General features: G+C 45.5%; 14 protein-coding genes and 1 riboswitch. Of the genes, 7 read left to right on the forward strand and 7 right to left on the reverse strand.

Annotated features, from left to right (window positions below):
• Nucleotides 1-72: 72 nt before the first annotated feature.
• From M1P97_RS06040 to aspT, 7 genes are all read right to left on the reverse strand, one after another.
• Nucleotides 73-1,725 (reverse strand): Lcl C-terminal domain-containing protein, encoded by a 1,653-nt coding sequence (locus tag M1P97_RS06040; RefSeq protein ID WP_249388649.1) that lies wholly within the window; start codon nucleotides 1,723-1,725, stop codon nucleotides 73-75.
• A gap of 788 nt (nucleotides 1,726-2,513) precedes the next feature.
• Complete coding sequence (locus M1P97_RS06045) at nucleotides 2,514-2,786, reverse strand: hypothetical protein (RefSeq protein WP_249388650.1); 273 nt, start codon at nucleotides 2,784-2,786, stop codon at nucleotides 2,514-2,516.
• An 883-nt stretch (nucleotides 2,787-3,669) separates the two neighbouring features.
• Nucleotides 3,670-5,016, reverse strand: a complete 1,347-nt coding sequence (locus tag M1P97_RS06050; RefSeq protein ID WP_195373777.1) for a citrate/2-methylcitrate synthase — start codon at nucleotides 5,014-5,016, stop codon at nucleotides 3,670-3,672.
• 19 nt (nucleotides 5,017-5,035) lie between these two features.
• On the reverse strand, nucleotides 5,036-6,295 hold the full coding sequence (gene icd, locus M1P97_RS06055) for an NADP-dependent isocitrate dehydrogenase (protein WP_249388651.1): 1,260 nt from the start codon (nucleotides 6,293-6,295) through the stop codon (nucleotides 5,036-5,038).
• 34 nt (nucleotides 6,296-6,329) lie between these two features.
• The gene (locus M1P97_RS06060) at nucleotides 6,330-8,576 is read right to left on the reverse strand and encodes an aconitate hydratase (protein ID WP_249388652.1); all 2,247 of its coding nucleotides are present in this window, start codon (nucleotides 8,574-8,576) and stop codon (nucleotides 6,330-6,332) included.
• A 294-nt stretch (nucleotides 8,577-8,870) separates the two neighbouring features.
• The gene (locus M1P97_RS06065) at nucleotides 8,871-10,526 is read right to left on the reverse strand and encodes a bifunctional aspartate transaminase/aspartate 4-decarboxylase (protein ID WP_249388653.1); all 1,656 of its coding nucleotides are present in this window, start codon (nucleotides 10,524-10,526) and stop codon (nucleotides 8,871-8,873) included.
• 36 nt (nucleotides 10,527-10,562) lie between these two features.
• Nucleotides 10,563-12,263: an aspartate-alanine antiporter gene (aspT, locus tag M1P97_RS06070; RefSeq protein ID WP_249388654.1), complete on the reverse strand. Its 1,701-nt coding sequence runs from the start codon at nucleotides 12,261-12,263 to the stop codon at nucleotides 10,563-10,565.
• A 142-nt stretch (nucleotides 12,264-12,405) separates the two neighbouring features.
• Nucleotides 12,406-12,600: riboswitch (cobalamin riboswitch) on the forward strand.
• 122 nt (nucleotides 12,601-12,722) lie between these two features.
• Here aspT and M1P97_RS06075 point away from each other — a divergent pair.
• From M1P97_RS06075 to cbiD, 7 genes are all read left to right on the forward strand, one after another.
• On the forward strand, nucleotides 12,723-13,637 hold the full coding sequence (locus M1P97_RS06075) for a sirohydrochlorin cobaltochelatase (protein WP_195373759.1): 915 nt from the start codon (nucleotides 12,723-12,725) through the stop codon (nucleotides 13,635-13,637).
• A 90-nt stretch (nucleotides 13,638-13,727) separates the two neighbouring features.
• Nucleotides 13,728-16,115 (forward strand): TonB-dependent receptor, encoded by a 2,388-nt coding sequence (locus M1P97_RS06080; RefSeq protein ID WP_249388655.1) that lies wholly within the window; start codon nucleotides 13,728-13,730, stop codon nucleotides 16,113-16,115.
• Nucleotides 16,112-17,611, forward strand: coding sequence for a PepSY domain-containing protein (locus M1P97_RS06085; protein ID WP_249388656.1), 1,500 nt, complete (start codon nucleotides 16,112-16,114; stop codon nucleotides 17,609-17,611). The genes M1P97_RS06080 and M1P97_RS06085 overlap by 4 nt, the downstream gene beginning before the upstream one ends.
• Before the next feature lie 87 nt (nucleotides 17,612-17,698).
• Nucleotides 17,699-19,111 carry a precorrin-3B C(17)-methyltransferase gene (cobJ, locus tag M1P97_RS06090; protein ID WP_195373752.1) on the forward strand — a complete coding sequence of 471 codons (1,413 nt, stop codon included), beginning with the start codon at nucleotides 17,699-17,701 and terminating at the stop codon, nucleotides 19,109-19,111.
• Nucleotides 19,108-20,316 carry a precorrin-6y C5,15-methyltransferase (decarboxylating) subunit CbiE gene (gene cbiE / locus M1P97_RS06095; protein ID WP_195373750.1) on the forward strand — a complete coding sequence of 403 codons (1,209 nt, stop codon included), beginning with the start codon at nucleotides 19,108-19,110 and terminating at the stop codon, nucleotides 20,314-20,316. Before cobJ ends, cbiE begins: the two co-directional genes overlap by 4 nt.
• Before the next feature lie 7 nt (nucleotides 20,317-20,323).
• Nucleotides 20,324-22,168: a precorrin-4 C(11)-methyltransferase gene (cobM, locus tag M1P97_RS06100; RefSeq protein WP_195373748.1), complete on the forward strand. Its 1,845-nt coding sequence runs from the start codon at nucleotides 20,324-20,326 to the stop codon at nucleotides 22,166-22,168.
• Nucleotides 22,168-24,009: a cobalt-precorrin-5B (C(1))-methyltransferase CbiD gene (gene cbiD / locus M1P97_RS06105; protein ID WP_249388657.1), complete on the forward strand. Its 1,842-nt coding sequence runs from the start codon at nucleotides 22,168-22,170 to the stop codon at nucleotides 24,007-24,009. Before cobM ends, cbiD begins: the two co-directional genes overlap by 1 nt.
• The last annotated feature ends 45 nt before the right edge of the window (nucleotides 24,010-24,054 follow it).

A 24,054-nucleotide genomic window follows, 5' to 3' on the forward strand; every position in this document is an offset into this window, starting at 1 on the left:
TTCTTTTAATAACGTTACATACATTTGGTGAACACACTTAAAAATAACCGCTAAATACAAATTGATAAATTGTTAAAGATCACGCACGCACCGCACCCTGTACGCATTGGTCTTACTATAACCGCTCGCGTTGCCGTAGTAAAAGCCCACATACCACGCGAGGTCCGCACTATACTCCGAAGAACTCCAGTAGGCATTAGCACGAAACGCAGAATAGTCCGCATATACACTATTATCTTGTATTCCTCTCAATATTCCCCACACTGCCATCAACTGTGTCTTAGCAGGCAGATACCAGGTACCTTTAGCGACACCACCGATCGTCAGATTATGGCAATATTCATAAGCTGTATCAGGGGCCTTATCAATATTGTTTAATGTATAAGTATGATCCCAATGTTTACGGTTTTCAGATTGTAACTGGGTAGTGGTATTATCCGACCATTTTCTGGTCACATTATCCGTAGCAGTACTCCCGGAAGTATTTGGCTGTATCAGCAGATCTTTTGTGTAAGAACCTGTTATTGTCGGGGCAGCTCCCGTTCCCGTTGTATAATTCGAAGCACCACCGAACCTGCCGATGTTCAGACCGCCTTTTACAACAGTGTTGGAAACAGTTACATTTGAACCGGCAGTAGCCGCCAATTCCAGGTGCTTTGCCAGGGTTCCGCTTACGTTTACTGTTATGTTATAAATGTTATTACGGCGTAAAGCAATATTTTTCAAATAAACATCATAAGTAAAAGTATAACCACCACCAGCTACATATTCCTGTCCAACGTCCGGGCTCGTATTGATTGCTACCGACTTCATATTGGTTTCCAACCGGATATAAGCTGCTTTATTAGCATCTGCAGTTGTTTGTACATTCTCACCCACATACCAGATATTGCTATTCTCATTCTTTCCGGTAGTGGCAGTAGTCAGGTAACGATCCGAAGCAGTTACCGTAGAGCCTGTTCCGTCATAATTATTGGAAGTACCGAAATACATCTTTCCTGCATTATATAAATTGATGGCATTACGGAAAGGGCCTCCCTCGATGGAAAAAGTATTGTTAGTCAAATTGATCTGGGCAAGCATGCGGTAGAGTTGGACAGTTGGCACAGCAGTAAAGGAACCGTGGGATAAAGTAACTGTTGCACTACCCACATAAGGTATATCCGTGTCTTTTGTTACATCATTTGTCAATGTCAGATTCTGGAATGCGGCATAGTTCCCATTAAAAGTAGAAAAAGCAGTACTGCTTGTATAATTATTCCCAGCTTCATCATTGGCAATAATAAGCAAGCGACCGTTGGCGGCAGAAGCATCTGCGATATTGGTAAACACCAGTGTCACACTTGAACCTGTATTTGCCGTTGTAAGCGAGGCCCTCCCGTTGAACGCTCCATCGCTCTTAAACAAAAAAGCATATATATTCTTTAGTGATGAAGCGGCTTTAGTAGTGGTGGTCTTTGCCGTATCGGTTGTCAATACCTGCATTTCGTAATTGAAACCAGCCTTACGTGCTTCACTGCCGGAGTCTGTTTCACAAATTACGGCCTTTGTCTCAACTATCGGAGGGACGGAAAGCGATAGTTCCAGCGTGGCCGTTTCTCCTTTTCCTTTGTCGGGCAGCTCTCGTTCTGCATCGTCTGTACAAGCGGGTAAAATACCCGACAAGAGCAACGCATAAATCAGCGTCAGCAAACGGCTTGCACCTGAATGTAATGTTTTGTTCATTTGAAAATGAATTGATATCCATCAATCCCCAGAGTGGATAGTTATAAAAAAAGAAAACGTGGGAACTGTTGATATATCTCTGTTTGAGGCCTTCGACTGCCCTTGGAGTTGATATAAACAACATACCCACGTCCTTTATTGAAACATACGCATATTTTCACATGAATGTATATAACAAAGAAAGATACATGAGCGTTCTTGTTGTCTATTATCCAACTCCAATGAAAGTGTCGAAGTTCCAAACGGAGGATAATATCTTAAAAACGCTTCTTGTAATTACTAAAATGTATCTTCAAGTATCGCTCTACCGAAGTACAAGGGCAAAAATATAGAGAAGCAACGGATAAAACAAGCAAAAAGGAAAAAGTTTTTCAGCCTGATTATCGTTCTTTATTCGTTTAAATTCAATATCCTGTTGATATTCTATGTCAAAAGCAGGAAGAGCCGGATTTGTTTTTCCGTTTCGAGTATGGGGACAATATATCATCGGTTATTTTATCATTTTGCCATTTTGATAATTCTCCCATGAAATCCTTTCGTTGCATGTACTTACGGCCAGAGGTATATTCAAATATCTCGCTGTGCCGGAGTTGACCATTGAGATTTTGATTACGTATATGCAGATAAAGATTGCAGATAGATTACCGGTGAGAATACTTCCGGCAGGCAATTGGGGAAGAAGGTAGTAAGAACGCAGTTTGGGTAACACAATGTTAGTTGCAAAAGTATCAACCGACAGTAGCTTCCGGAAGAAAAAGAGCCATTCAGTATGCCGTTTTTGTATCTTTTTAGCATTTCCCGATCCATCTACTCCAACTACCTGGGACTTCATTGCCATCAGCTGGGACTTCATTCGGATTAGCTGGGACTTCATCTGCATTTACCTCGGTCTCCATCGCGATTAGGTCCCAGCTGATGGAAGCAAAGTCCGATTTCATCCCCACTAGCTGCCGGATATTCTCTGAAAAGTAACTTGTCAGGAGCATTCCCTTCTTTGCCCCTGTTACACAAAGAGGTTTATTCGTGACATTTTGCCATAAATCCGATGCAGTTAGTTGCATAACGCATAGTTCTCCTCTTATAAAAACTGTGCCTTATTAAAGACACAAACCTAGAAAGGCGAAGCCTCTGTTTATAATAACCACTAGCCGCGCAGATAGTCGTAATTACCTGCGCGCCCGGTGACAACTAGCAGCGCGGGGAATTTTTATTTTTATGACTATGAAGTTATTTTGAATTTACTGTTTGGTTTCAATCTAGAAATAATTGAACCTACTTTTGGCTTGATCCAAAAGTAGTCAAAAGATCAAGGCTGCACCTGCCTCGCTACTTCGCATCCTACGTTCGCTGTCGCCTCCGAACTCGCTTCGCTCAAACAGCGGATGCTCCGGCCGCTCTCTCCGGCTGCTGCGTTTAACGCTCGCCAGCTGAGGCCTGTCATAGGAAGCTTTGCTTCCTCCAGGGATTGCCGATACCGTTTGTTAAAGTCGAAAACACCTGTTGTATTATAAAGGTGTCGGTATCGGCCATCTCAAAAGAACGCTTTGCGTTCTCTGAAAGGCCTTCGGCGGGTGAGCGTCCGCGAAGGGGAAAGACGAAGCGGGAGGAGGCTGCGCTGTTTGAGCGAAGCGAGTTCGCAGACGACAGCGTAGTCTTTCACCGGAGCAGCGAAGCCGCTGCAGCCTTGAACTTTTGGTTACTTTTCTTTCAAGAGAAAAGTAACATTCAATTCTGTCAAATAATGATGGACAAAGATTTATCTATACAGCAGAAGGAAAATTACAAAAAATATGCCGGCTTGTTGCCGGAGAAATAGAAACGGTTCAACTTCCGACCGGTATCTATCTGATCCGTATCGGCAAGGAAAGTTTCAAAGTCGTATTATAACACAAAGTAAGAAAGCAAGGGTGTGGCAAAGTGTTTTTTTGCCACACCCTTATTATATCAACGTTCCGCAATCGGAACATAGGTCGTATCTTCCAAAACATTCTTATAAGCCGGACGGATAATACGTTTGCCGTCGAAATGAAGCTCTTCGATACGGTGGGCTGTCCAACCGACGATACGGGCCATGGCGAACAGCGGCGTATAAATTTCCTGCGGCAAGCCGATCATTTCATAAACGAAGCCGGAATAGAAGTCCACGTTTGAAGAGACACGTTTCTTCGTTCCTTTATGTTTGGCGAAACATTCGATAGCACGCTCTTCCAAAAGTTCGAGGAAGGCAAATTCTTCTTCACGTCCCTTTTCCTTTGCCAGATCACGGGCCAGCTCCTTCAAGACAATGGCACGCGGGTCGGATATTGTATAGACGGCATGACCGATACCATAGATCAGGCCCGTTTTATTGTAAGCCTCCTTATTCAGCATACGCATGAAATAAGTATCGATTTCATCCACATTCTTCCAATCACCGATATTTTCTTTCAGGTGGTTAAACATATCTACGACCTGGATATTGGCACCTCCGTGTAACGGGCCTTTCAGCGAACCTATACCGGCTGCAATGGATGAATAAGTATCCGTTCCGGTCGAACTGGTTACACGAACAGTAAAGGTCGAGTTGTTACCACCACCGTGTTCGGCCTGCAAGACAAGCAATAAATCGAGTGTACGTGCATCGAGTTCGGTAAAGTCTTTCTTCAGCATGTGCAGGAAGTTTTCTGCAAGCGACAGGTTTTCATGCGGATGACGGATATGCAAAGAACGTCCGTGTGTACTATGACGGAATATATTATATGCATAAGCGATGATGGTTGGGAAACGGGAGATCAGCTCGATGGACTGGCGCATCAGGTTGTCACGCGAGGTATCGTCGGGATTCGGATCGAAAGTATACATTTCCAATACGCTACGGGCAAGGATATTCATGATATTCTGTCCTTCCAGGTCGAGGATATTCATTTTGGTCTTCTGCTCCAACGGCATGTTGTCGCAGATCAGACCTTTAAAAGAGGCCAGTTCTTCCTTATCGGGCAACTTACCGGAAAGCAACAGATAAGCCACTTCCTCAAAACCGAAACGTTTCTCTTTAATCAAGGCATGTGCCAAATCTTCCACATCGTACCCTCTGTAAAACAGTTTACCGGGAATAGCTTTCAAACCACCGTTTTCCGGCAAACGCTCGTAACCTACTACGTTACCGATCTTGGTTAATCCAACCAAAACACCGCTACCGTCTTCGTTGCGCAGACCGCGTTTCACATTATACATCGGGAAAAGTTCATTGTCGATCTTACAGGCATCCTTTGATGCATCCGACAGTTTATAGATAAGATATTCTTTCTTCATGACTAATTATTTTATGAGGTTACAATAAAGATATGATACAATCACCAAACTCCCTGGTGCCAAGAGATTTTCCTGCCGGCATGAAACGAGCCAGGTCATTCGTCGCATCTCCTTTCGAGAAAGCTTTTTCCATAGCAGCCGTAATCAGGTTGGCTGCTTCATTCCATCCCATATATTCAAGCATCATCACGGATGAAAGCAAGAGGGACGACGGATTTACAATATTCTTTCCGGCAATGTTAGGAGCCGTACCGTGTGTTGCTTCGAAAATGGCATAACCGCTGTCGTAATTGATATTGGCGCCGGGAGCGATTCCGATACCGCCTACCATAGCAGCCAACTGGTCGGAGATATAATCACCGTTCAGATTGAGCGTTGCGATGACGGAATATTCTTCCGGGATCAATAAAGTGTTCTGTAGAAAGGCATCGGCAATAACATCCTTGATGATGACTTTTCCGGCAGCAGAGGCATCGAACATGGCTTTGACGGCCTCGGCTTCGCCTTTCTCCTTTTTGATCTTTTCGTATTGCGGCCAGGTGAATGTCTTGTCGGCAAACTCACGTTCTGCCAGAGCATAGCCCCAGAGTTTGAAGCCACCCTCGGTGAACTTCATAATATTGCCTTTATGTACAAGCGTTACACTCGGCAATTTGTTGGTCAGGGCGAATTCGATAGCGGCACGTACCAGGCGTTCGGTTCCTTCTACAGATACGGGTTTTACGCCGAATGAAGAGGTTTCGGGAAAACGAACTTTAGTCACTCCCATTTCTTCCGTCAGGAACTTTAGAAACTTATGGGCTTCGGGTGTTCCTTGTTGCCATTCGATACCGGCATAGATATCTTCGGTATTCTCTCGGAAGATATACATATCGACCTTCTGCGGTTCGCGTACCGGAGAAACAACACCTTTGAACCAACGAACAGGGCGCAGGCAGACATAAAGATCCAAAGTCTGGCGCAAAGCGACATTCAGCGAGCGGATACCACCGCCGATCGGAGTGGTCAACGGACCTTTGATCCCAACCATATATTCGCGGAAAGCATCCATCGTTTCATCGGGAAGCCAACTTCCGGTCTTATTGAAAGCTTTCTCGCCGGCCAGTACTTCTTTCCAGTCGATAGCCCGTTTACCGTCATAGGCTTTTTCGATAGCTGCATTTACTATCTTTTGGCTGACCGGAGTGATCTCAGCTCCTACGCCATCTCCTTCGATAAAAGGAATAACAACCTTATCAGGAACGATCAAATGGTCTTTTTGTTTTGTTATTTTATGCATGTTGTTAGCTTATTAGTTGTTTTAAACTTTCCTATTAATGTACTACATTCAGTGCTGCCCCAGCCTTAAACCATTTGATCTGCAAATCGTTGTATGTATGATTTACCGGGAACGATTCCTGCGAACCGTCTGCATGTATAAGAACGGCAGTCAATGGCTTGTCGGGTGCAAAGTCTTTCAGACCGATGATGGAGATATGATCGTTTTCACGAATCTTATTATAATCATCTTTATTTGCAAACGTCAGGGCAAGCATTCCCTGTTTCTTCAGGTTCGTCTCGTGAATACGGGCAAAACTCTTGGCAAGGATCACCTTTACATTCAGGAAGCGGGGCTCCATAGCAGCATGTTCGCGGGAAGAACCTTCACCGTAGTTTTCTTCGGCAACAACGATGGACGAGATTCCTTTTGCTTTATATTGCTTGGCAACGGCAGAAACAGCTTCATATTCATCAGTAAGCTGGTCCAATACGGCATTTGTTTTACCATTGAAAGCGTTGACAGCTCCCATCAGCATATTGTCGGAGATATTTTCCAGATGACCACGAAAACGGAGCCAAGGACCTGCCATCGAAATATGGTCTGTCGTACATTTTCCTTCCGCCTTGATAAGCAATGGCATGTCCAACAGATCGTTGCCATCCCACGGAGCAAAAGGCTGCAAAGCCTGTAAACGGTTTGACTCAGGATTTATCCTTACATCCGTATTCTTTCCGGTCGGAGCCAGATAACCATTATCTTTTACATCAAATCCTTTAGGAGGAAAATCTGTTCCCTGCGGTTCTTTGAGTTTTACTTCACGACCATCTTCCGTCTTCAACGTATCGGTCAACGGATTGAAACAAAGGTCACCGGCAATAGTCAGTGCCAGCGTCAGTTCCGGTGAAGCGACAAAGGCATGTGTGTTCGGATTGCCATCCGCACGTTTGGCGAAATTACGGTTAAAGGAGGTTACAATAGAATTCTTACGGGTATTATCGTCGGTATGACGTTTCCACTGGCCGATACACGGTCCACAAGCGTTTGCCATGATGGTGGCTCCCACTTTCTCGAAGTCACCGATAATACCATCGCGTTCGGCAGTATAGCGGATCTGTTCCGATCCCGGATTGATGATCAGCGGAGCGGCAACAGGAATCTTATCTTCAAAAGCCTGACGGGCGATAGAAACGGCACGGCTCAAGTCCTGATAGGACGAGTTCGTACACGAACCGATCAGGCCCACTTCCATCTTACGGGGATAACCGTTAGCTTTTACTTTAGCTGCAAATTCAGAGATAGGCGTTGCAGCATCCGGAGTAAACGGACCGTTGATATGCGGTTCGAGTTCAGACAGGTTGATCACGATCACCCGGTCGTAATATTCGTCCGGCTGCGCTCTCACTTCCATATCTGCTTCCAGATAATCCTGAATAGCATCGGCCCAAGCGGCAACCGTATCACGTCCGGTAGCACGCAGGTAAGTCGCCATATTCAGGTCGTACGGGAACAGGGATGTAGTAGCTCCTACTTCAGCACCCATATTACAAATAGTAGCTTTCCCGGTTGCAGAGATAGAAGAAGCACCGTCACCGAAATATTCTATGATGGCATTTGTCCCTCCTTTTACGGTCAGGATACCGGCCAACTTCAAGATCACATCCTTAGGAGAAGCCCAGCCACTCAGGCGTCCGGTCAATTTGACACCGATCAATTTCGGCATCTTCAATTCCCATTCCATTCCGGTCATTACATCGACAGCATCGGCACCTCCAACTCCGATAGCCACCATTCCGAGGCCACCGGCATTCGGCGTGTGAGAGTCGGTACCGACCATCATTCCACCGGGGAAAGCATAGTTTTCCAATACCACCTGGTGGATAATTCCGGCTCCCGGTTTCCAAAAACCGATACCGAACTTATCGGATACGGATTTGAGGAAATCATATACTTCGCTGTTTCCTTTGGTAGCCGTTTCAATATCCGCTTTCGCTCCGATATTCGCCTGGATCAGGTGATCGCAGTGGACGGTTGCCGGAACAGCCGATTTATCTTTCCCTGCATTCATAAATTGCAGTAAAGCCATCTGGGCTGTTGCATCCTGCATCGCCACACGGTCGGGACGGAAATTCACATAATCGTCGCCACGTCTGAACAGGCGCAGTGCATCTTCATCATATAAATGAGCATATAAGATTTTTTCGGCCAATGTCATCGGGCGGCCAATCTTTTCACGGGCTATATCCACCCGTTTCGGAAAACTTGAATAGAAGCTTCTCAGCATTTCAATGTCGTACACCATATCGTAATCTTATTAGTTGTTTGTTTATCAGAATGTTTTTCACGCAATATACCGACTTGTCATCGGATGGAATGTAATATATAAGACATCATAAAACTTTTACCTGTCTGATTTAATTCTTAACAAATATATATTATATCAGAATACGTTTCATTCAATAATTTCTATGGTTCAATAGAGAGTATCTATTATAAAAGTCAGTCTCTATTATATAAAGAAAGTTCGCCTTACATTCTACATTTATTAATAGAACGCAAGGCGAACTCATTTTGTTCAGCAATAATCGCTGTTTATTTAATGATTGATTTTATTTCCTTCCGACTCCTTCCATTTTTCGGCATAGCTATGAAGAATAGAGGCTATCCCCTCTCCGATCCTGACATAATCTTCTGTTTTCAGATTAGCCAGGGAAGCACGAACAGACCATTCGGGGGCATCGAAGCCACCGCCATTCAGTAGAACCAGAGCCGTTTCCTGTGCCAGGCGGAACACCACATCGACAGGTTCATAATTGGCTTTCAGATATTCCACAAACTCGTCTCCGTAGAATTTCTTTGCCCAGACTTCCATATCTATTTCACTGTAATAGCCGGCACGAAGCGGGTCGTCCAACAAGGTAAAACCTGTGCTTTCCCAAAGTGTATGCAGGCGTTCGTGTATGATCTCGATCATTCTCGACTGATAGAGATTTTCCGCATCCAACAGGGAGAAAGCGGAAAACAAAGCCATCTGAGTCTGCTGTGGCAGGGAAAGACCGGCCGTATGATTCAATGCGACCTGGCGGCTGTCGGCTACCATTCGGTCGATAAATTTCATTGTTGACGGATCGATCATGATACTGTCGTAACGTTTATTCAATGCCACTTTTTTATCGTCCGGCAGATCGGCAATCATCCGGTCATAGATATTGTCTTCGTGCAAAGCCACCACTGCCAGGCGCCAACCGGTCGCTCCAAAATATTTGGAGAAAGAGTATACACATAACGTGTTATCCGGCAATACCGACATTAAAGAGCGGAAGCCCGGGACAAAAGTAGCATACACATCATCGGTTATAATCATCAGGTTCGGATTAAAATTGGTGACGATATCGACGATACGTTCTGTCAGGCCTTCTGTCAATGCATAAGATGGCGGGTTACTCGGGTTAACGATAAAGGCGGCCTTGACCGAAGGATCTTTCAGTACATCAAGGTCTTTTTCCTGATATTGCCAGGTATGATATCCGTCGCCAGTCATTTTTAAAGCGTGGATCTCGATCACATCGAACAAGTAACGCGCCTGTTCGGGTATTTCGATATAGGGAGTAAAGACCGGAGCAAACAGGACGATCTTATCGCCTTGATTCAACAGGAAGTTCTGTTGCAGGGAGTCGAAGATATAACACATGGCGGCTGTCCCGCCTTCTGTTGCAAAAAGGTCGAACTTACCTTTGGGCGGATGGTTATTGCAAAGTGCCAGCTTCAGATAGTCTTCTACCAACACTTCCGTATATTTCAGGATACGGTCCGGGACCGGGTATTGATCACCGATCACCCCTTCGGTCCATTCATGTACGAGGTCGTTTTCATCGACACCCTTTTCACGGACCATATATTCGTAAGTATCTCTTAACAGGCGGGAACCGGGTGTTTCTTCATGTTTATCCAGAAATTCCTTGAAACGGACAGCAATGCGCTTTTTCTCCGGCACACCGGCCAAACCGACCATACCGTCTTCCAACTTGGTTCCGCGACGGCATTCTTCCATTCCGAACTGGCCAAGCAGAAAGAAGGCTTCACGAGGTGTCGTTGCGATCCAATTCGGGTTACCTCGTCCGGCATTCAACATGATATGAGTGCTTTTACGGGCACTCTCGTCAGCGAGATCGATCAGGATGTTCTTCAATTCGAAGGGGCTGATCTCCGACATCTTCTTTTCGTATTCACGGGTAATTACTCTTTCTTCCATATATACATTATTATATGATTTATAAATTTCAAATTGTCAATTCATCAATAAGACAATCACGACTCCCCAGATAATCAACAGAGTATTGCCGACAGCGTATGTAACAGTATAACCTAGGGCCGGTGTCTGGCTCTCCACCGCATCTTCCACGGCACCGAGGGCGGCGGTTGTCGTTCGTGCACCGGAAGTACAACCCAATGTGATAGCCGGGTGGAACTTAAAGAGGTAACGTCCCATCAGGACACCTGCTATCAGCGGGATGGCCGTTGCCAGTGCACCGATCACAAACAGGCTCACGCCTACTTCCTTAAAGCCGGTCACAAAACTCGGCCCGGCCGTAATGCCGACAACTGCGATAAACATATTCAGCCCGACATTATTCAATACCCAGAGTGATGGTTCCGGGATACGGCCGAAAGTAGGATGTTTGGAACGAAGCCACCCGAACACCAGTCCGGCAATCAGTGCTCCACCGCTTGTACTCAAGCTGACCGGAATATCTCCGAAATGCAATGCCAGCGAACCGATCACGCCACCGATAAAGATACCCAATCCGACAAAGACCATATCCGTCTGGTTCGTCGGACGATCTGCATAGCCCAATGTGGCAGCCGCTTCATTCACCTCCATCTTGGTGCCGACTAACTCGAGCATATCACCCGGATCGATCTTAGTCGCTGCCAATACCGGTATACTGATACCTGCACGTTTGATACTTTTGATACTGACACCATGCATCACCTTTTCCTTACGGAGCCGGGCTACGGTCATCCCAACGAATTTCTTGCGTGATATCAGGACCGGCAATGTCTCTGCCGGGAAATCCAGTAATTCGATATCGTTCACCTCGTCTCCGATCCAGTCTTCTTCCCCGATCACAAACTCACGACGACCGCTCAATACGACCTCGTTTCCTTTCATAAGCATCAGATCAGGCTTCACCTCATATACAATACCGTTGATACGGACACGTTCGACGAACAAACGCCGTCCCTGCCCTTCCAGATAATCTTCCAGTTCCTGCACCGTCTTGCCAGCTCCGAACCAATCGTTATTTATCTTATAGGCACGAAAAGTAATCGGACGGGCAGCAGGCATAAAACCGGGTTGTTCGCTCTCGTCGTCAGTTCCCATCTTCGACTCTAATTCTTTACAGGCTTTCTTTACGGAAGCCAGTCCTCCGAGGAAACGGGGAGCGACATCACTCATGATCCAAGCAGAGCCGGCCGTACCGAAAATATAAGAAACGGCATAAGCCACAGGCATCACGTTTATCATCGAAGCCTTGTCGGCGGCGCTCAGTCCTCCCTGGTTGATCGTATCTTCTGCTACGCCCAATACAGCAGAGATCGTCTGCGAACCGGCCAATAGCCCGGCAGCTTCACCTGCATTGTATCCCATCAACTTTGCCAATAGGAAAGGGACAAACAGACAGAACAGACACATCAGTACGGCAAAAAGGACCTGAGGAAGTCCCTCTTTCTTCAGTCCGCGAAAGAACTGCGGGCCTACACTGTAGCCCACGGCAAAAAGAAATAAAAGAAAAAATACCGACTTGATAGGTGCTCCGATATCAATATGTAACTGTCCGATTATTACTCCGACCAGCAAGACACTGGTGACGGTTCCCAACGAAAATTTTCCTATCTTGAACTTACCGATCCAGAAGCCGAAAGCCAGCGTCAGGAAAATGGCCAGTTCCGGATAGTGTTTGAGTAAATCTGCAAACCACTCCATATATAAACTGTTTGGCGTTAATACTAAATAGACATTTTATGTCCGGTTTTTACTTGTGGTAATGAAACAGAAGCCGTAAGGCAGTTGTTCCGACAGAATCAATTAAGATAGTATAAAATCCCTCTTATTTTAAATAAATTTCTATCTTTGTCACCGCTTTGGTGATACGGTAACTTCCGGTTATCGTATAAAAGGGAATCCGGTGAAAATCCGGAACAGTGCCCGCTACTGTAAAGCCCATTCCGAAGGAAAGCATTCTTACACCACTGTCCGGCATAAGGACGGGAAGGTCGCTTTCCGGGCAAGTCAGGAAACCTGCCAAGGTTTTTTATATCGTATCTTCCCGGGGTCAGGAGGATGATAAGAACATACGGACAATCTCTTTTCATAAAAAAATGTTTACCGGCTACCGGTATTAGGGCTTGTCGTATTCGTAGGCTATCTTTTAATTTACATTATATGAAACATTTACTATTACTTATTGCTTGTATGCTCGCACCTATGTGCTGGGCACACGATGGCGAGAACTTCGAGGCATCCGACATGCTGGCCTCCATGCAACCGGGTGACAAAGCCGCCTTATTAATGGTACATTTCGGTACCACGTATGACAACACCCGTGCGCTTACTATCGACGCGATCAACCTGAAAGCAAAGGAAGCCTTTAAAGGCATGGAAGTACGCGAAGCTTACACCTCCCGCATTGTCGCACGTCGCCTGAAAGCACGCGGTATCGAAAAACTGAATCCTATGGAAGCACTGGAAAAACTGAAAGCCGACGGATATACCCATATCCTTATCCAGTCAACCAACATTATCGAAGGAGTGGAAATGGAATCGCTTCGCAAAGACATTGCACCCTTGGAAAAGGATTTCAAAGACATACGTATCGGCAACCCGTTGCTTTATACGCCTCACGATTTTGAGGATGTAATAATAGCCATCACAAAGAACGGGGCGAAAGAAGGGGCAACCGTCCTTGTAGGACATGGCACATACACACCTGCGACAGCTCAGTATGCGATGATGGATTATATGTTGCATTCGAAGGGTTACAACGATTATTATGTGACAACAGTTGAAGGTTATCCTTCTTTCGATGATATGGTTGCCAAACTTGAAGCAGGCAAAACAAAGAAAGTACTATTAATGCCTTTCATGTTCGTTGCCGGCGACCATGCGAACAACGATATCGCAGTCGACATGAAAGAGGAACTGGAAGGGAAAGGTTACCAGGTTTCCGTATTTATGCAGGGATTAGGACAAAATCCGGAAATCCAGAATATATTTATCGATCATGCCAAGTTTGCCGCCAAACACAAGATGATAAATATTATGGATAAGAAAAAAAAGTACGCTGCAGCAAAAGATTAAAAGACTATACCCTACATCCTTTCGAAAGAAGCATATATTTCTTTCGAAAGGATCTTACACGCCCAATTACATTTATTATTCAATATTCATATGAAGAAAATATTAATATTACTACCGTTATCAGCCCTGTGTATACACGCAATACAGGCACAAGAAAAGAAAGAGTACACAAATTTTTCCGATACTACATTCAGCATCCAGGAAGTAGTTGTACAAACAGCCAAAAGAAATATCCCGCAGGTTACAAAGCTAAATGTTCCTATGAAATATTTACCGATATCCGTAAACCGAGTATCCGGTAGTAGCCTGGAACTTCGTGGTATCCGCGATATACAGGAAGCAGTACGTTTTATGCCTGGTGTACGTATGCAAACCAGTTACGGATCATTCCAACAGTTATCGGTACGTGGTTTCGACCATTCGGTAATGATGATTGACGGCGTTCGCGATGAACGTTCCGCCATCAACAACTCTTATCCTTTCCCCGATCTTTCCGCTGTCGAATCGATCGAATTATTAAAAGGTCCGGCCTCCGTGTTATATGGTCACTCAGCTGTCGGTGGTATATTGAATGTCGTACGCATTTCTCCGAAAGCCGAACAAACGGTCAATGCACGTGTAAGCTACGGCAGTTATGATAATAAGCAGGCAACCGTAGGAATGGGTGGTCACCTGATTGGTCCGGTAAACTATTACGCTAATGTGAACTTTTCGGATCAGGATGGTTGGCGAGATAATCAAACCAAACGCTTCTCCGGCTATCTGGCATTAAATGCCAAGCTGACAGAAAAAGATGAGCTGGATGTTCGTGGAGCTTTCAACCGTGACTTCTATAATACAGAAATAGGTCTACCCGATTTGATGCCTGCCGACATTTTCAATACTCAAACAGGTAAAAAATACCTGAGTGCACAGGAACAGTTGCCGGGGTTGAATCGTGAAGCCCGTTACAACAATGAATCGGATTTCATGAAAAACCATGCATGGAACGTGACAGCACAATATACACATATGTTCGATAATGGTTTCAAACTGATCGATAAACTGGCCTATTATAACGATGATATCAACTACTTCGGAACGGAAGCATTGGATTATCTGGAAAGTGAAGACCCGATTTATGATCATTATTACGTTAAAGACGGAAAGAAGCAGTATATCTGTTTAGACACGGTATATTTGTCTTTCCCACTCCGCTTCTCACACATCTCGAAGACAATTAGTAACAGCCTGGAATTAAGTGGTAAATTGAATACAGGAGAAGTAACTCATAATTTCGTAGGCGGTTATTCCTTTTCTCTATTGAACCGCGTAAGCTATACAGGATATAAGCTAGGCAATGATGTACAAGGGCCAGGTCTTTATTCGCATGTATCGGTATACGACCCGCATAGCATGGGATATATGACCAGCAAAATGTCGAAAGCTATCCCGTCACACAACTATTCCAATAGTATCTATCTGCAAGATATGTTAGACATTAACGAACATTGGAAAGCACTGGTTGCCCTACGTGGAGATTTCTTCCGTTATCTTCAGGCGAATGCTCCGACCCCGACAGGTAAACGCGAATACGACGATGCCGATCGTACAGCCTATAATCGTTTGCACAATGCCTCATTCACTTATCGTCTCGGTGCAGTTTATCTTCCACATCCGAATACTTCCATCTATGCTTCATTCGCTACATTCTTCAAACCGATCCGTACATTTTATAGCGCAAATGTAATGTATATCGACACTGACGGTGCCCGTTACTACCCTAAAAATAATGAAGAAATATTCAAACCGGAAAGCGGCTACCAGGCTGAAGCAGGTGTAAAATATACTCTAAGCAAATGGTTGGAAGCAAACGCAAGCATGTTCTACATTCGTAAAGCGAATGCTACACAGACACTGGCGACAAATGTGGAACAGGAAATTAACGGAGTAGCGACAAAAATGTCGATCATCGGTCAGGTCGGTATTATGGATTCTAAAGGTTTCGACCTGGAAGCAACCTTCACACCGGTTAATTCATTGGCATTCACACTTGGTTACGGATACACAGATTCCCGCATCCGGAAAATGAAAAAGATAAAAGACCCGGAACTGTCTGAGATCATCTATTCGGAAGCAAACAAAGGACAATTGGAGAAGTCGACTAGCCTGGAAGGTAACTATCAGAATAACGTTCCTAAAAATACATTCTATGCATATGGAAGCTATACTATACCGAAGGGAATATTACAAAACCTGGGGTTCAACCTTAGTACCAGCTATACAGACAAAGTGTATCGAAATACAGCCAACAGCAAATGGTTCGACAGCTACTGGATTACAGACCTGGGAGCCTCTTACCTATTGAACCATCATGTACGTCTGTCGGTCAATATCAATAACATATTCAGTAAAGAATATACAAACCAGGCATTAGGAGACCAGATCGTTCCGAGCATGCCACGTAATTACCAGGTAGCAATATCCTATAACTTATGATACGGATAACAAAACTAATGTTAGCAATACACAGGATACTGGGCTTTACGCTCAGTATCCTGTTTCTCGTTTGGTTCCTGTCAGGCCTGGTGATGATCTATCATACATTCCCACGAGCAGACCGGGCAGACAAACGGGCTAAAATGGATCTTCTATCTGTAGACGACCTTCCATCTCTGCAAATAATAGAAAAACGTATCCCTGAAGGAGAAACGATAAAAAACATCACACTCAACAGCTATCTGGGACAGACAGTTTTTCATATACGCACAGATAAAGGAGGTTATGACATACCTGCCGATTCTACAGAAACACTACCAGTCATCGACTGCGAGCGTATTAAGAAAACCGCCTCCCTTTGGTGCGCTGCTCCTGTCCTGAAGGTTGATTCCTTATATTCACTCGACCAATGGATTCCCTTCGGCAGTTTGAAAAAAGAATTTCCGATTTATAAGTTCTATTTTTCTGATCCGGAACAGCATGAACTGTATATTTCGTCTAAGTCGGGTGAGGTTTTACAATATACCGATAAAGACAGTCGTTTGTGGGCTTGGCTAGGCGCGATACCACACTGGGTTTATTTTGCTTCTTTGCGTCAGGATGCAGAGTTATGGATAAAGGTCGTTGTCTGGTTGTCAGGCATCGGTTGTATCATGTGTATCGCCGGGATTTATCTGGGAATTCGCGATTTCCGGCTGGCACGTAAACGTAGACTTGTCTCTCCTTATAAGAAGTTCTGGTATAAATGGCACCATATTATAGGTACAATATTCGGTCTGTTTGTTCTGACATTCACATTCAGTGGCATGATGTCCTTAGCACGTGTACAAGACTGGGGATTACGGGCAAAGCTGGATATAAACCCAATACAGGAACTTCGGGAAAAAGCACCTTCCCCACTCGATTATCCGTTGGATTACAGAGAGATTATACAAGCCTATCCCGGTCAGATCCGCCAATTGGAATGGGGTAATTTCGGAGATATCCCTTTCTATACGATACAAACAGATACTGATGATATCGTTATAAATGCAAATGCAAAACAGAATATAACTCCTTTAAATTTAAGTGCGGAAGATATCCGTTCGGTACTATCATCTATTCATGGAACAGATTGTGTCATGGATATCATACTTTCTGACTCTTATGACACCTATTATATTTCACGTAAAAGAGCGCTTGATCTCCCTGTCTGGAAAGTTACGATTGAAGATATAGACCATAGCTGCTATTATATCAATCCTGCTAACGGACAATATCGTTATGTGAATACGCCGGCCCGCTGGAATCATTGGATGTATCCGGCTCTACACAGTCTGAATATTAAAATACTGGTAGACAATCCGGTCTTATGGAATATTGTAATGTGGGGACTGATGCTAGGAGGTACATTTGTTTCCCTGTCAGGAGTATGGCTGGGTATAAGACTCTTCCGTCGGAAAATACATTCTTTAAAAAACAGGAGTTGCCATTCATGGATGAAAAAACAGAATTGAAGGCTATATATAATCCTATTATACCGATAAAATACATTATCTTTGTATATACTGATAAAATCAGAATCAATAACTCAAAGCTAAAAGATGAATACAGGGAAAATAATCGTAGCCGGGATCGGTCCTGGTAGCGAATCTGATATTACTCCGGCAGTACTGTCTGCCATCCGTCAGTCGGATGTCATCGTCGGGTATAAATATTACTTTCAGTTTGTTGAATCAGCGATCCGTCCCGATGCAATCTGTATCGACTCGGGGATGAAACGCGAAAAAGTCCGGGCAGAAGAAGCCTACAATTATGCTACCGAAGGCCATGTGGTAACTGTTATCAGTTCCGGCGACTCCGGCATTTATGGCATGGCTCCCCTTATTTACGAGATGAAACGCGAAAAAGGAAGCGATATTTCAATCGAAATACTTCCGGGAATCAGCGCTTTCCAGAAAGCAGCCTCTCTGTTGGGTGCTCCGGTAGGACACGATTTCTGCGTGATCTCCCTCTCCGACCTGATGACACCCTGGGAAATGATAGAGAAACGGATCAAAGCCGCTGCCTCTGCCGACTTTATCACGGCTATCTACAATCCCAAAAGCGAAGGGCGTTACTGGCAGCTCTACCGTCTCATCGAACTCTTCCTGCAGGAACGTGACCCGCAAACACCTGTCGGTTTTGTCCGTCAGGCAGGACGTGAGGAACAGACAGTCACCATCACCACGCTGGCCGAATTCGATCCCGAGCAAGTGGATATGTTTACCGTGATCATCATCGGTAACTCCCAGACGTATCAATTCGATAATCACATGATAACCCCACGCGGTTATTATGGAGAGATCAAGATGGGTAAAAAGGAAACAGGTATTGGACAGGATATCATGATACGCAGTTTCCGGACAATCGAGAAAGAATTAAAGAACAAAGATATTCCATTAGACAAGAAATGGGCCTTACTGCACGCAATCCATACCACTGCCGATTTCGACATGGAAAACGTATTGCGGATAGACGACAACGCTGTGGCAACTCTCTACGAATTACTTAATAGTGGGAAGGTACGCACCATCATCACCGATGTCACCATGGCTGCCTCGGGTATCCGTAAAGGAGCCTTGCAACGTATGGGCATAGAAGTGAAATGCTATCTGTCTGATGAGAAGGCAATGGCTCTGGCCTCCGAAAAAGGGATCACCCGTACACAAGCCGGTATCCGTGTGGCCGTCAGCGAACATCCGGACGCTTTATATGTATTCGGTAACGCACCGACAGCCCTAATGGAGTTGTGCGACCTGATACGAAAAGGGAAAGCGACCCCGGCCGGCATTATTGCCGCACCTGTCGGCTTTGTGCATGTACAGGAGTCCAAACACATGGTAAAACCGTTCGTCTCCATCCCTAAACTGATCGTTGAGGGACGGAAAGGCGGCAGTAACCTGGCAGCAACACTAGTAAATTCTATACTTTGTTATAACGACGCTATTAATTTAAAACCCGGAAGAGACGTATGAGAACACAATTCACAGTTATCGGCATACCCGATAGTATAAACTACATTTTAAGGAGTCAGGATATATTAGATATAATCAAAGAGAATACTTTTTTCTCAGGAGGTAAGCGACATTATGAGTTACTCAAGCCCTTACTGCCGGAGGATGCCGTATGGATCGAGATAACTCCTCCGCTGGACAATGTTTTTCAACAATACGATTATTATGAAAAGATTGTTGTATTCGCATCCGGCGATCCTCTTTTTTACGGATTTGGTTCTACCATTTTAAAAAGAAGACCGGATGCCGACGTATTCATGTTGCCTTCTTTTAATTCTTTACAACTACTTTCCCATTATCTTCAACTATCCTATGAAGATATGATTATGATATCGCTCACCGGCCGGCCTTGGCATGAACTGGATCGTGCGTTGATAGAGAACAGAAGTAAGATAGGTATCCTGACCGACCATGTGCATACACCAGCCGCCATTGCCATGCGTCTTTTGAAATACAATTTCACACAGTATAAAATGTATATAGGCGAACATTTAGGTAATCCGGAGAAACAACGTGTCTCACGCTCACTCGCCCTGTCGGAAGTTGAAGAGCATCCGATCGACAGTCCAAACTGCGTGATTCTGGAACGGATGTATAACGACAACATTTACCGGCCATTGGGAATACCCGACAAGATGTTCGAACTTCTCGACGGACGGGAACGGATGATCACAAAAGCACCGATCCGTATCCTCGACATGAGTGCCCTGATGTTGCCTATGTGTAATCATTTCTGGGATATCGGTTTCTGTACCGGTTCTATTTCTATCGAAGCCAAACGGCAATATCCGCATCTGCATATCCATGCATTTGAGATCCGTAAGGAATGTTGGCAACTGATGGAAAATAACAGTTCCCGCCTGGGTGCTCCCGGCATCGATGTACATATCGGCGACTTTATGGAAGAAGAGGTATCCGACCTGCCGGCACCCGATGCAGTCTTTATCGGCGGTCACGGAGGAAAACTGAAAGAGATAATAAATAAGGTAGCCCGCTATCTGGCACCCGACGGTTTACTGGTATTCAACTCCGTATCCGAAGAAAGCGAAAAATTATTTATCGACTCGGTTCTTGAAGCCGGATTGAAACTGGATGATCCTTTACATATAACTGTCGGCGATTATAACCCGATAGTCATACTGAAGGCATTTAAAGAAGCAAAATAGGAGAACAATGAATAAACGATCTTTAGCCATTGTGGTAGTCTCTACAAGCAGTCTGCCCCTGGCACGTCAAATAAAAAAGCAGTATACTGACGCTGTTATTTACAGTAAAGAGTCAGAAGAAGAAACAGTTTTGATGGAATCGATCGACTCTATTATGGGGGATCTTTTCCTGAAAGTGGATGCAATTGTCTTTATCGGTGCGATGGGGATCTGCGTTCGATGCATCGCTCCCTATATTATGGATAAACATACCGACCCGGCTGTGGTCTGCATCGACAGTACAGGAAAATATATCATCCCCGTCCTGTCGGGACATATCGGAGGAGCAAACGAACTGAGCAAGGAACTGGCGCAACTTCTCGGCGGTAATGCCATCGTTACGACACAAAGTGACAACACCGGATTGTGGGCACTGGATACGCTGGCAGAGAAATTCGGCTGGTCGGTCGTGGCCGACGACCTGACCGACAGTGAGAATGCCATGAACACCTGTATCGCTGCCTTCGTCAATAAAAAACCGACCGCCTTGTTGCTCGACGTGCGCGATCCGGGAACGGAATATCTGGAAAGTACTTGTCCCGACCATGTTCAGCTATTCAATAAGTTTTCTGATATACCGCTCGATAAGTTCGACTTGGTGATAACGGTCGGACCGTTTATCTATGAGGCCGAAGTGATGATGGTTTCCTTCTTCCCGAAAGTATTACATATCGGTGTCGGTTGCCGGAAAGATATAAAAGGTGATCCGGTGGAACTTCATCAACACATTATCGGGACACTGATCGATAATAATATCTGCCCCGAGTCGATCGTCGATATTTCATCCATCGATATAAAGAAGAACGAGGCCATGCTCGCCCTATTGGCTTTCGCTATTATGGATTGTCCGTTCAAGACCTATCCGGCGGAGATATTGAATAAGATCCCCGTCCCCAATCCGTCAGCTCGCGTAAAGGAGGCGACAGCATCGGCCAGCGTTTCCGAAGCCGCCGCTATTTACAGTGCCGGAGGAGGTTTGCTTTTATTGGAAAAGCAAAAAGGAAGTCTGGGTGAAGGCAACGAATATACTTTCGCTGTTGCTATGGACAAGTCGGTTCGTCGGCAGGGACATATCGAGATAGTCGGAGCCGGACCGGGTGATCCGGAACTGGTATCCATCCGTGGCCGCCGGATGCTTGAGAAAGCGGACCTTATCCTGTATGCCGGAAGTCTCGTCCCGAAAGAACTGACTTACTGTGCCAAACCGGGAGCCACCGTTCGTAGTTCCGCCGATATGAACCTCGACGAGCAATTCGCCCTGATGAAAGAGTTTTACGACAAAGGTAAGTTCATCGTCCGTCTGCACACCGGCGATCCCTGCATCTATGGAGCGATACAGGAACAGATGAATTTCTTCGATCAATATAATATGAGCTATCACATCACGCCGGGTATATCCTCTTTTCAGGCTGCCGCTGCCGCCTTGCGCTCGCAGTTCACCATCCCGGAAAAGGTACAAACCATCATCCTTACCCGTGGCGAAGGCCGCACGCCAATGCCGGAGAAGGAGCAGTTGCATAAACTGGCTGCCAGTCAGAGCACGATGTGCATCTATCTGAGCGCAGGCATAGCCGACAAGGTACAGGAAGAACTTCTCCAACATTATGCTCCCACTACTCCGGTAGCTGCCTGCTACAAGCTGACATGGAAAGACGAGCGTATCTACCGCGGAGAATTGAAAGACCTGGCGAAGATCGTGAAGGAGAATAATCTGACACTGACCACGTTATTGGTCGTAGGTGACGCGATCGACAACCGCGAAGGCCTTTCCCGACTGTATGCCGACGAATTCAAACACCTGTTCCGTAGATAATGATACTGATACTGGGAGGAACGACAGAAGGACGGGCTGCCGTCCGCATAGCAGATGAAGGAAGTGCCCCTTATTACTATTCGACTAAAGGGACACTTCAGGAAATAGACTGTGCGCACGGTATCCGCCTCACCGGAGGAATGGATGCTGCATCGATGGAGACATGCTGCCATGAAAATAACATCCGTCTATTGATCGACGCTGCACACCCTTTTGCCTCCGCCCTGCACCAAACGGTGGCCGAGGTTTCTACCGCTCTCCAACTGCCGGTTATCCGCTACGAACGGCGTTATCCGCCGCGCGACAACGATCTGATCTGGTGCGACGACTACAACGATGCCATCCATAAGTTAAGTGAACAAGGTATCCGCCGGCTGCTTGCACTGACCGGAGTAAATACCATTGCTCCTCTCCGTCCCTGGTGGGAGAAATATCCCACGTGGTTCCGTATACTCGAACGGGAAGAGTCGCTTGCAACAGCTACCCGACAGAGATTTCCATCCGACCGACTATTTTTCTATCATGATGAAGATGACGCCGGAGAGTTGATGGATCAATTACAGCCGGATGCCATCATTACCAAAGAAAGTGGAAATTCGGGGTATTTCAATGAAAAAGTGAAAGCAGCCCGTATGCGTTCCATTCCGGTATTCGTTATAAAACGCCCTCCGCTACCGGAAACATTCCACTTTGTTTACGGAGAAGACGGATTGCGCAAACAAATAGAACGGCTATTGCCGGAATTCTTTCCTTTGCATCATGGCTACACGACCGGAGCCTGTGCAACAGCAGCTGCCAAAGCGGCACTGATTGCATTGCTCAAGAAGGAGGAACAAACCCAATCCTCCATCACTTTGCCATCAGGCGAATTGATCACATTACCTGTCGCAGAAACCGAATGGGAAGGCGACAGTGCCATCTGCTCAGTTATCAAAGATGCCGGAGACGATCCGGACGTGACCAACGGCTCTAAAATCGTTGCGAAAGTAACTCTCTCGAAAGAACCCGCCTCTACTCCTATCCGTTTTGTCGCAGGTCCGGGAGTCGGCACGGTAACGTTGCCGGGCTTAGGACTGGAAGTGGGCGGTCCGGCCATCAATGCCACACCACGGAAGATGATAACGGAAGAGTTGACTTCCGTTTTAGAAGAATACCGGCATTCTATTTCCCATAATACAAAAACGACAGAAGCCTGCACACTGACAGTCACTATCTCCGTTCCCGGAGGTGAAGAGCTGGCAACAAGGACTTTCAACCCGAAACTGGGTATTGTCGGCGGCATCTCCATTATCGGAACATCGGGTATCGTACGCCCTTTCTCGACCGATGCTTTTATCGCCTCCATCCGTAAAGAAACGGAGGTTGCCAAAGCCATCGGTTGCACGACACTCATAATAAACTCCGGTGCTAAAAGCGAACGGTATCTGAAAGCCCGTTACCCCGAACTGCCACCACAGGCATTCGTTCATTACGGTAACTTTATCGGTGAAACCCTGAAGATAGCTTCATTGCTTGACTTCCCCCAGGTAGTTATGGGTATCATGATCGGTAAAGCAGTCAAACTGGCTGAAGGCTTCCTCGATACGCACAGTAAAAAGGTAGTGATGAATAAAGACTTCCTGAAAGATCTGGCACATCAGGCATGCTGTGCCGAAGACACAATCCAAAAAATCGACACCATCACGTTAGCCCGCGAACTATGGCAATTGCTTCCTGCAGAAAAACAAGAAGCATTCTTCAATCTCTTATTGAAAAGATGCCATGAACATTGCACTCCACTTCTGCCTAAAGGCGAATTATCTATCTTATTGATAACGGAAGAAGGAATTATTTGGAAATAATCCGTATCCTATCCATTTGAGTTCACCTCAAAAACAGGTTGAATT

It is taken from the genome of Parabacteroides leei, from assembly GCF_023369805.1.
Lineage (GTDB): Bacteria > Bacteroidota > Bacteroidia > Bacteroidales > Tannerellaceae > Parabacteroides > Parabacteroides leei.

Bases quoted from the DNA above. Each gene is read 5' to 3' on its own strand.
- icd (WP_249388651.1), bottom strand. From the start codon at position 6,295: ATGCATAAAATAACAAAACAAAAAGACCATTTGATCGTTCCTGATAAG.
- M1P97_RS06050 (WP_195373777.1), bottom strand. From the start codon at position 5,016: ATGAAGAAAGAATATCTTATCTATAAACTGTCGGATGCATCAAAGGAT.
- M1P97_RS06080 (WP_249388655.1), top strand. From the start codon at position 13,728: ATGAAGAAAATATTAATATTACTACCGTTATCAGCCCTGTGTATACAC.
- M1P97_RS06040 (WP_249388649.1), bottom strand. From the start codon at position 1,725: ATGAACAAAACATTACATTCAGGTGCAAGCCGTTTGCTGACGCTGATT.
- M1P97_RS06060 (WP_249388652.1), bottom strand. From the start codon at position 8,576: ATGGTGTACGACATTGAAATGCTGAGAAGCTTCTATTCAAGTTTTCCG.
- M1P97_RS06045 (WP_249388650.1), bottom strand. From the start codon at position 2,786: ATGCAACTAACTGCATCGGATTTATGGCAAAATGTCACGAATAAACCT.
- aspT (WP_249388654.1), bottom strand. From the start codon at position 12,263: ATGGAGTGGTTTGCAGATTTACTCAAACACTATCCGGAACTGGCCATT.
- M1P97_RS06065 (WP_249388653.1), bottom strand. From the start codon at position 10,526: ATGGAAGAAAGAGTAATTACCCGTGAATACGAAAAGAAGATGTCGGAG.
- M1P97_RS06085 (WP_249388656.1), top strand. From the start codon at position 16,112: ATGATACGGATAACAAAACTAATGTTAGCAATACACAGGATACTGGGC.
- M1P97_RS06075 (WP_195373759.1), top strand. From the start codon at position 12,723: ATGAAACATTTACTATTACTTATTGCTTGTATGCTCGCACCTATGTGC.
- cbiD (WP_249388657.1), top strand. From the start codon at position 22,168: ATGATACTGATACTGGGAGGAACGACAGAAGGACGGGCTGCCGTCCGC.
- cbiE (WP_195373750.1), top strand. From the start codon at position 19,108: ATGAGAACACAATTCACAGTTATCGGCATACCCGATAGTATAAACTAC.
- cobJ (WP_195373752.1), top strand. From the start codon at position 17,699: ATGAATACAGGGAAAATAATCGTAGCCGGGATCGGTCCTGGTAGCGAA.
- cobM (WP_195373748.1), top strand. From the start codon at position 20,324: ATGAATAAACGATCTTTAGCCATTGTGGTAGTCTCTACAAGCAGTCTG.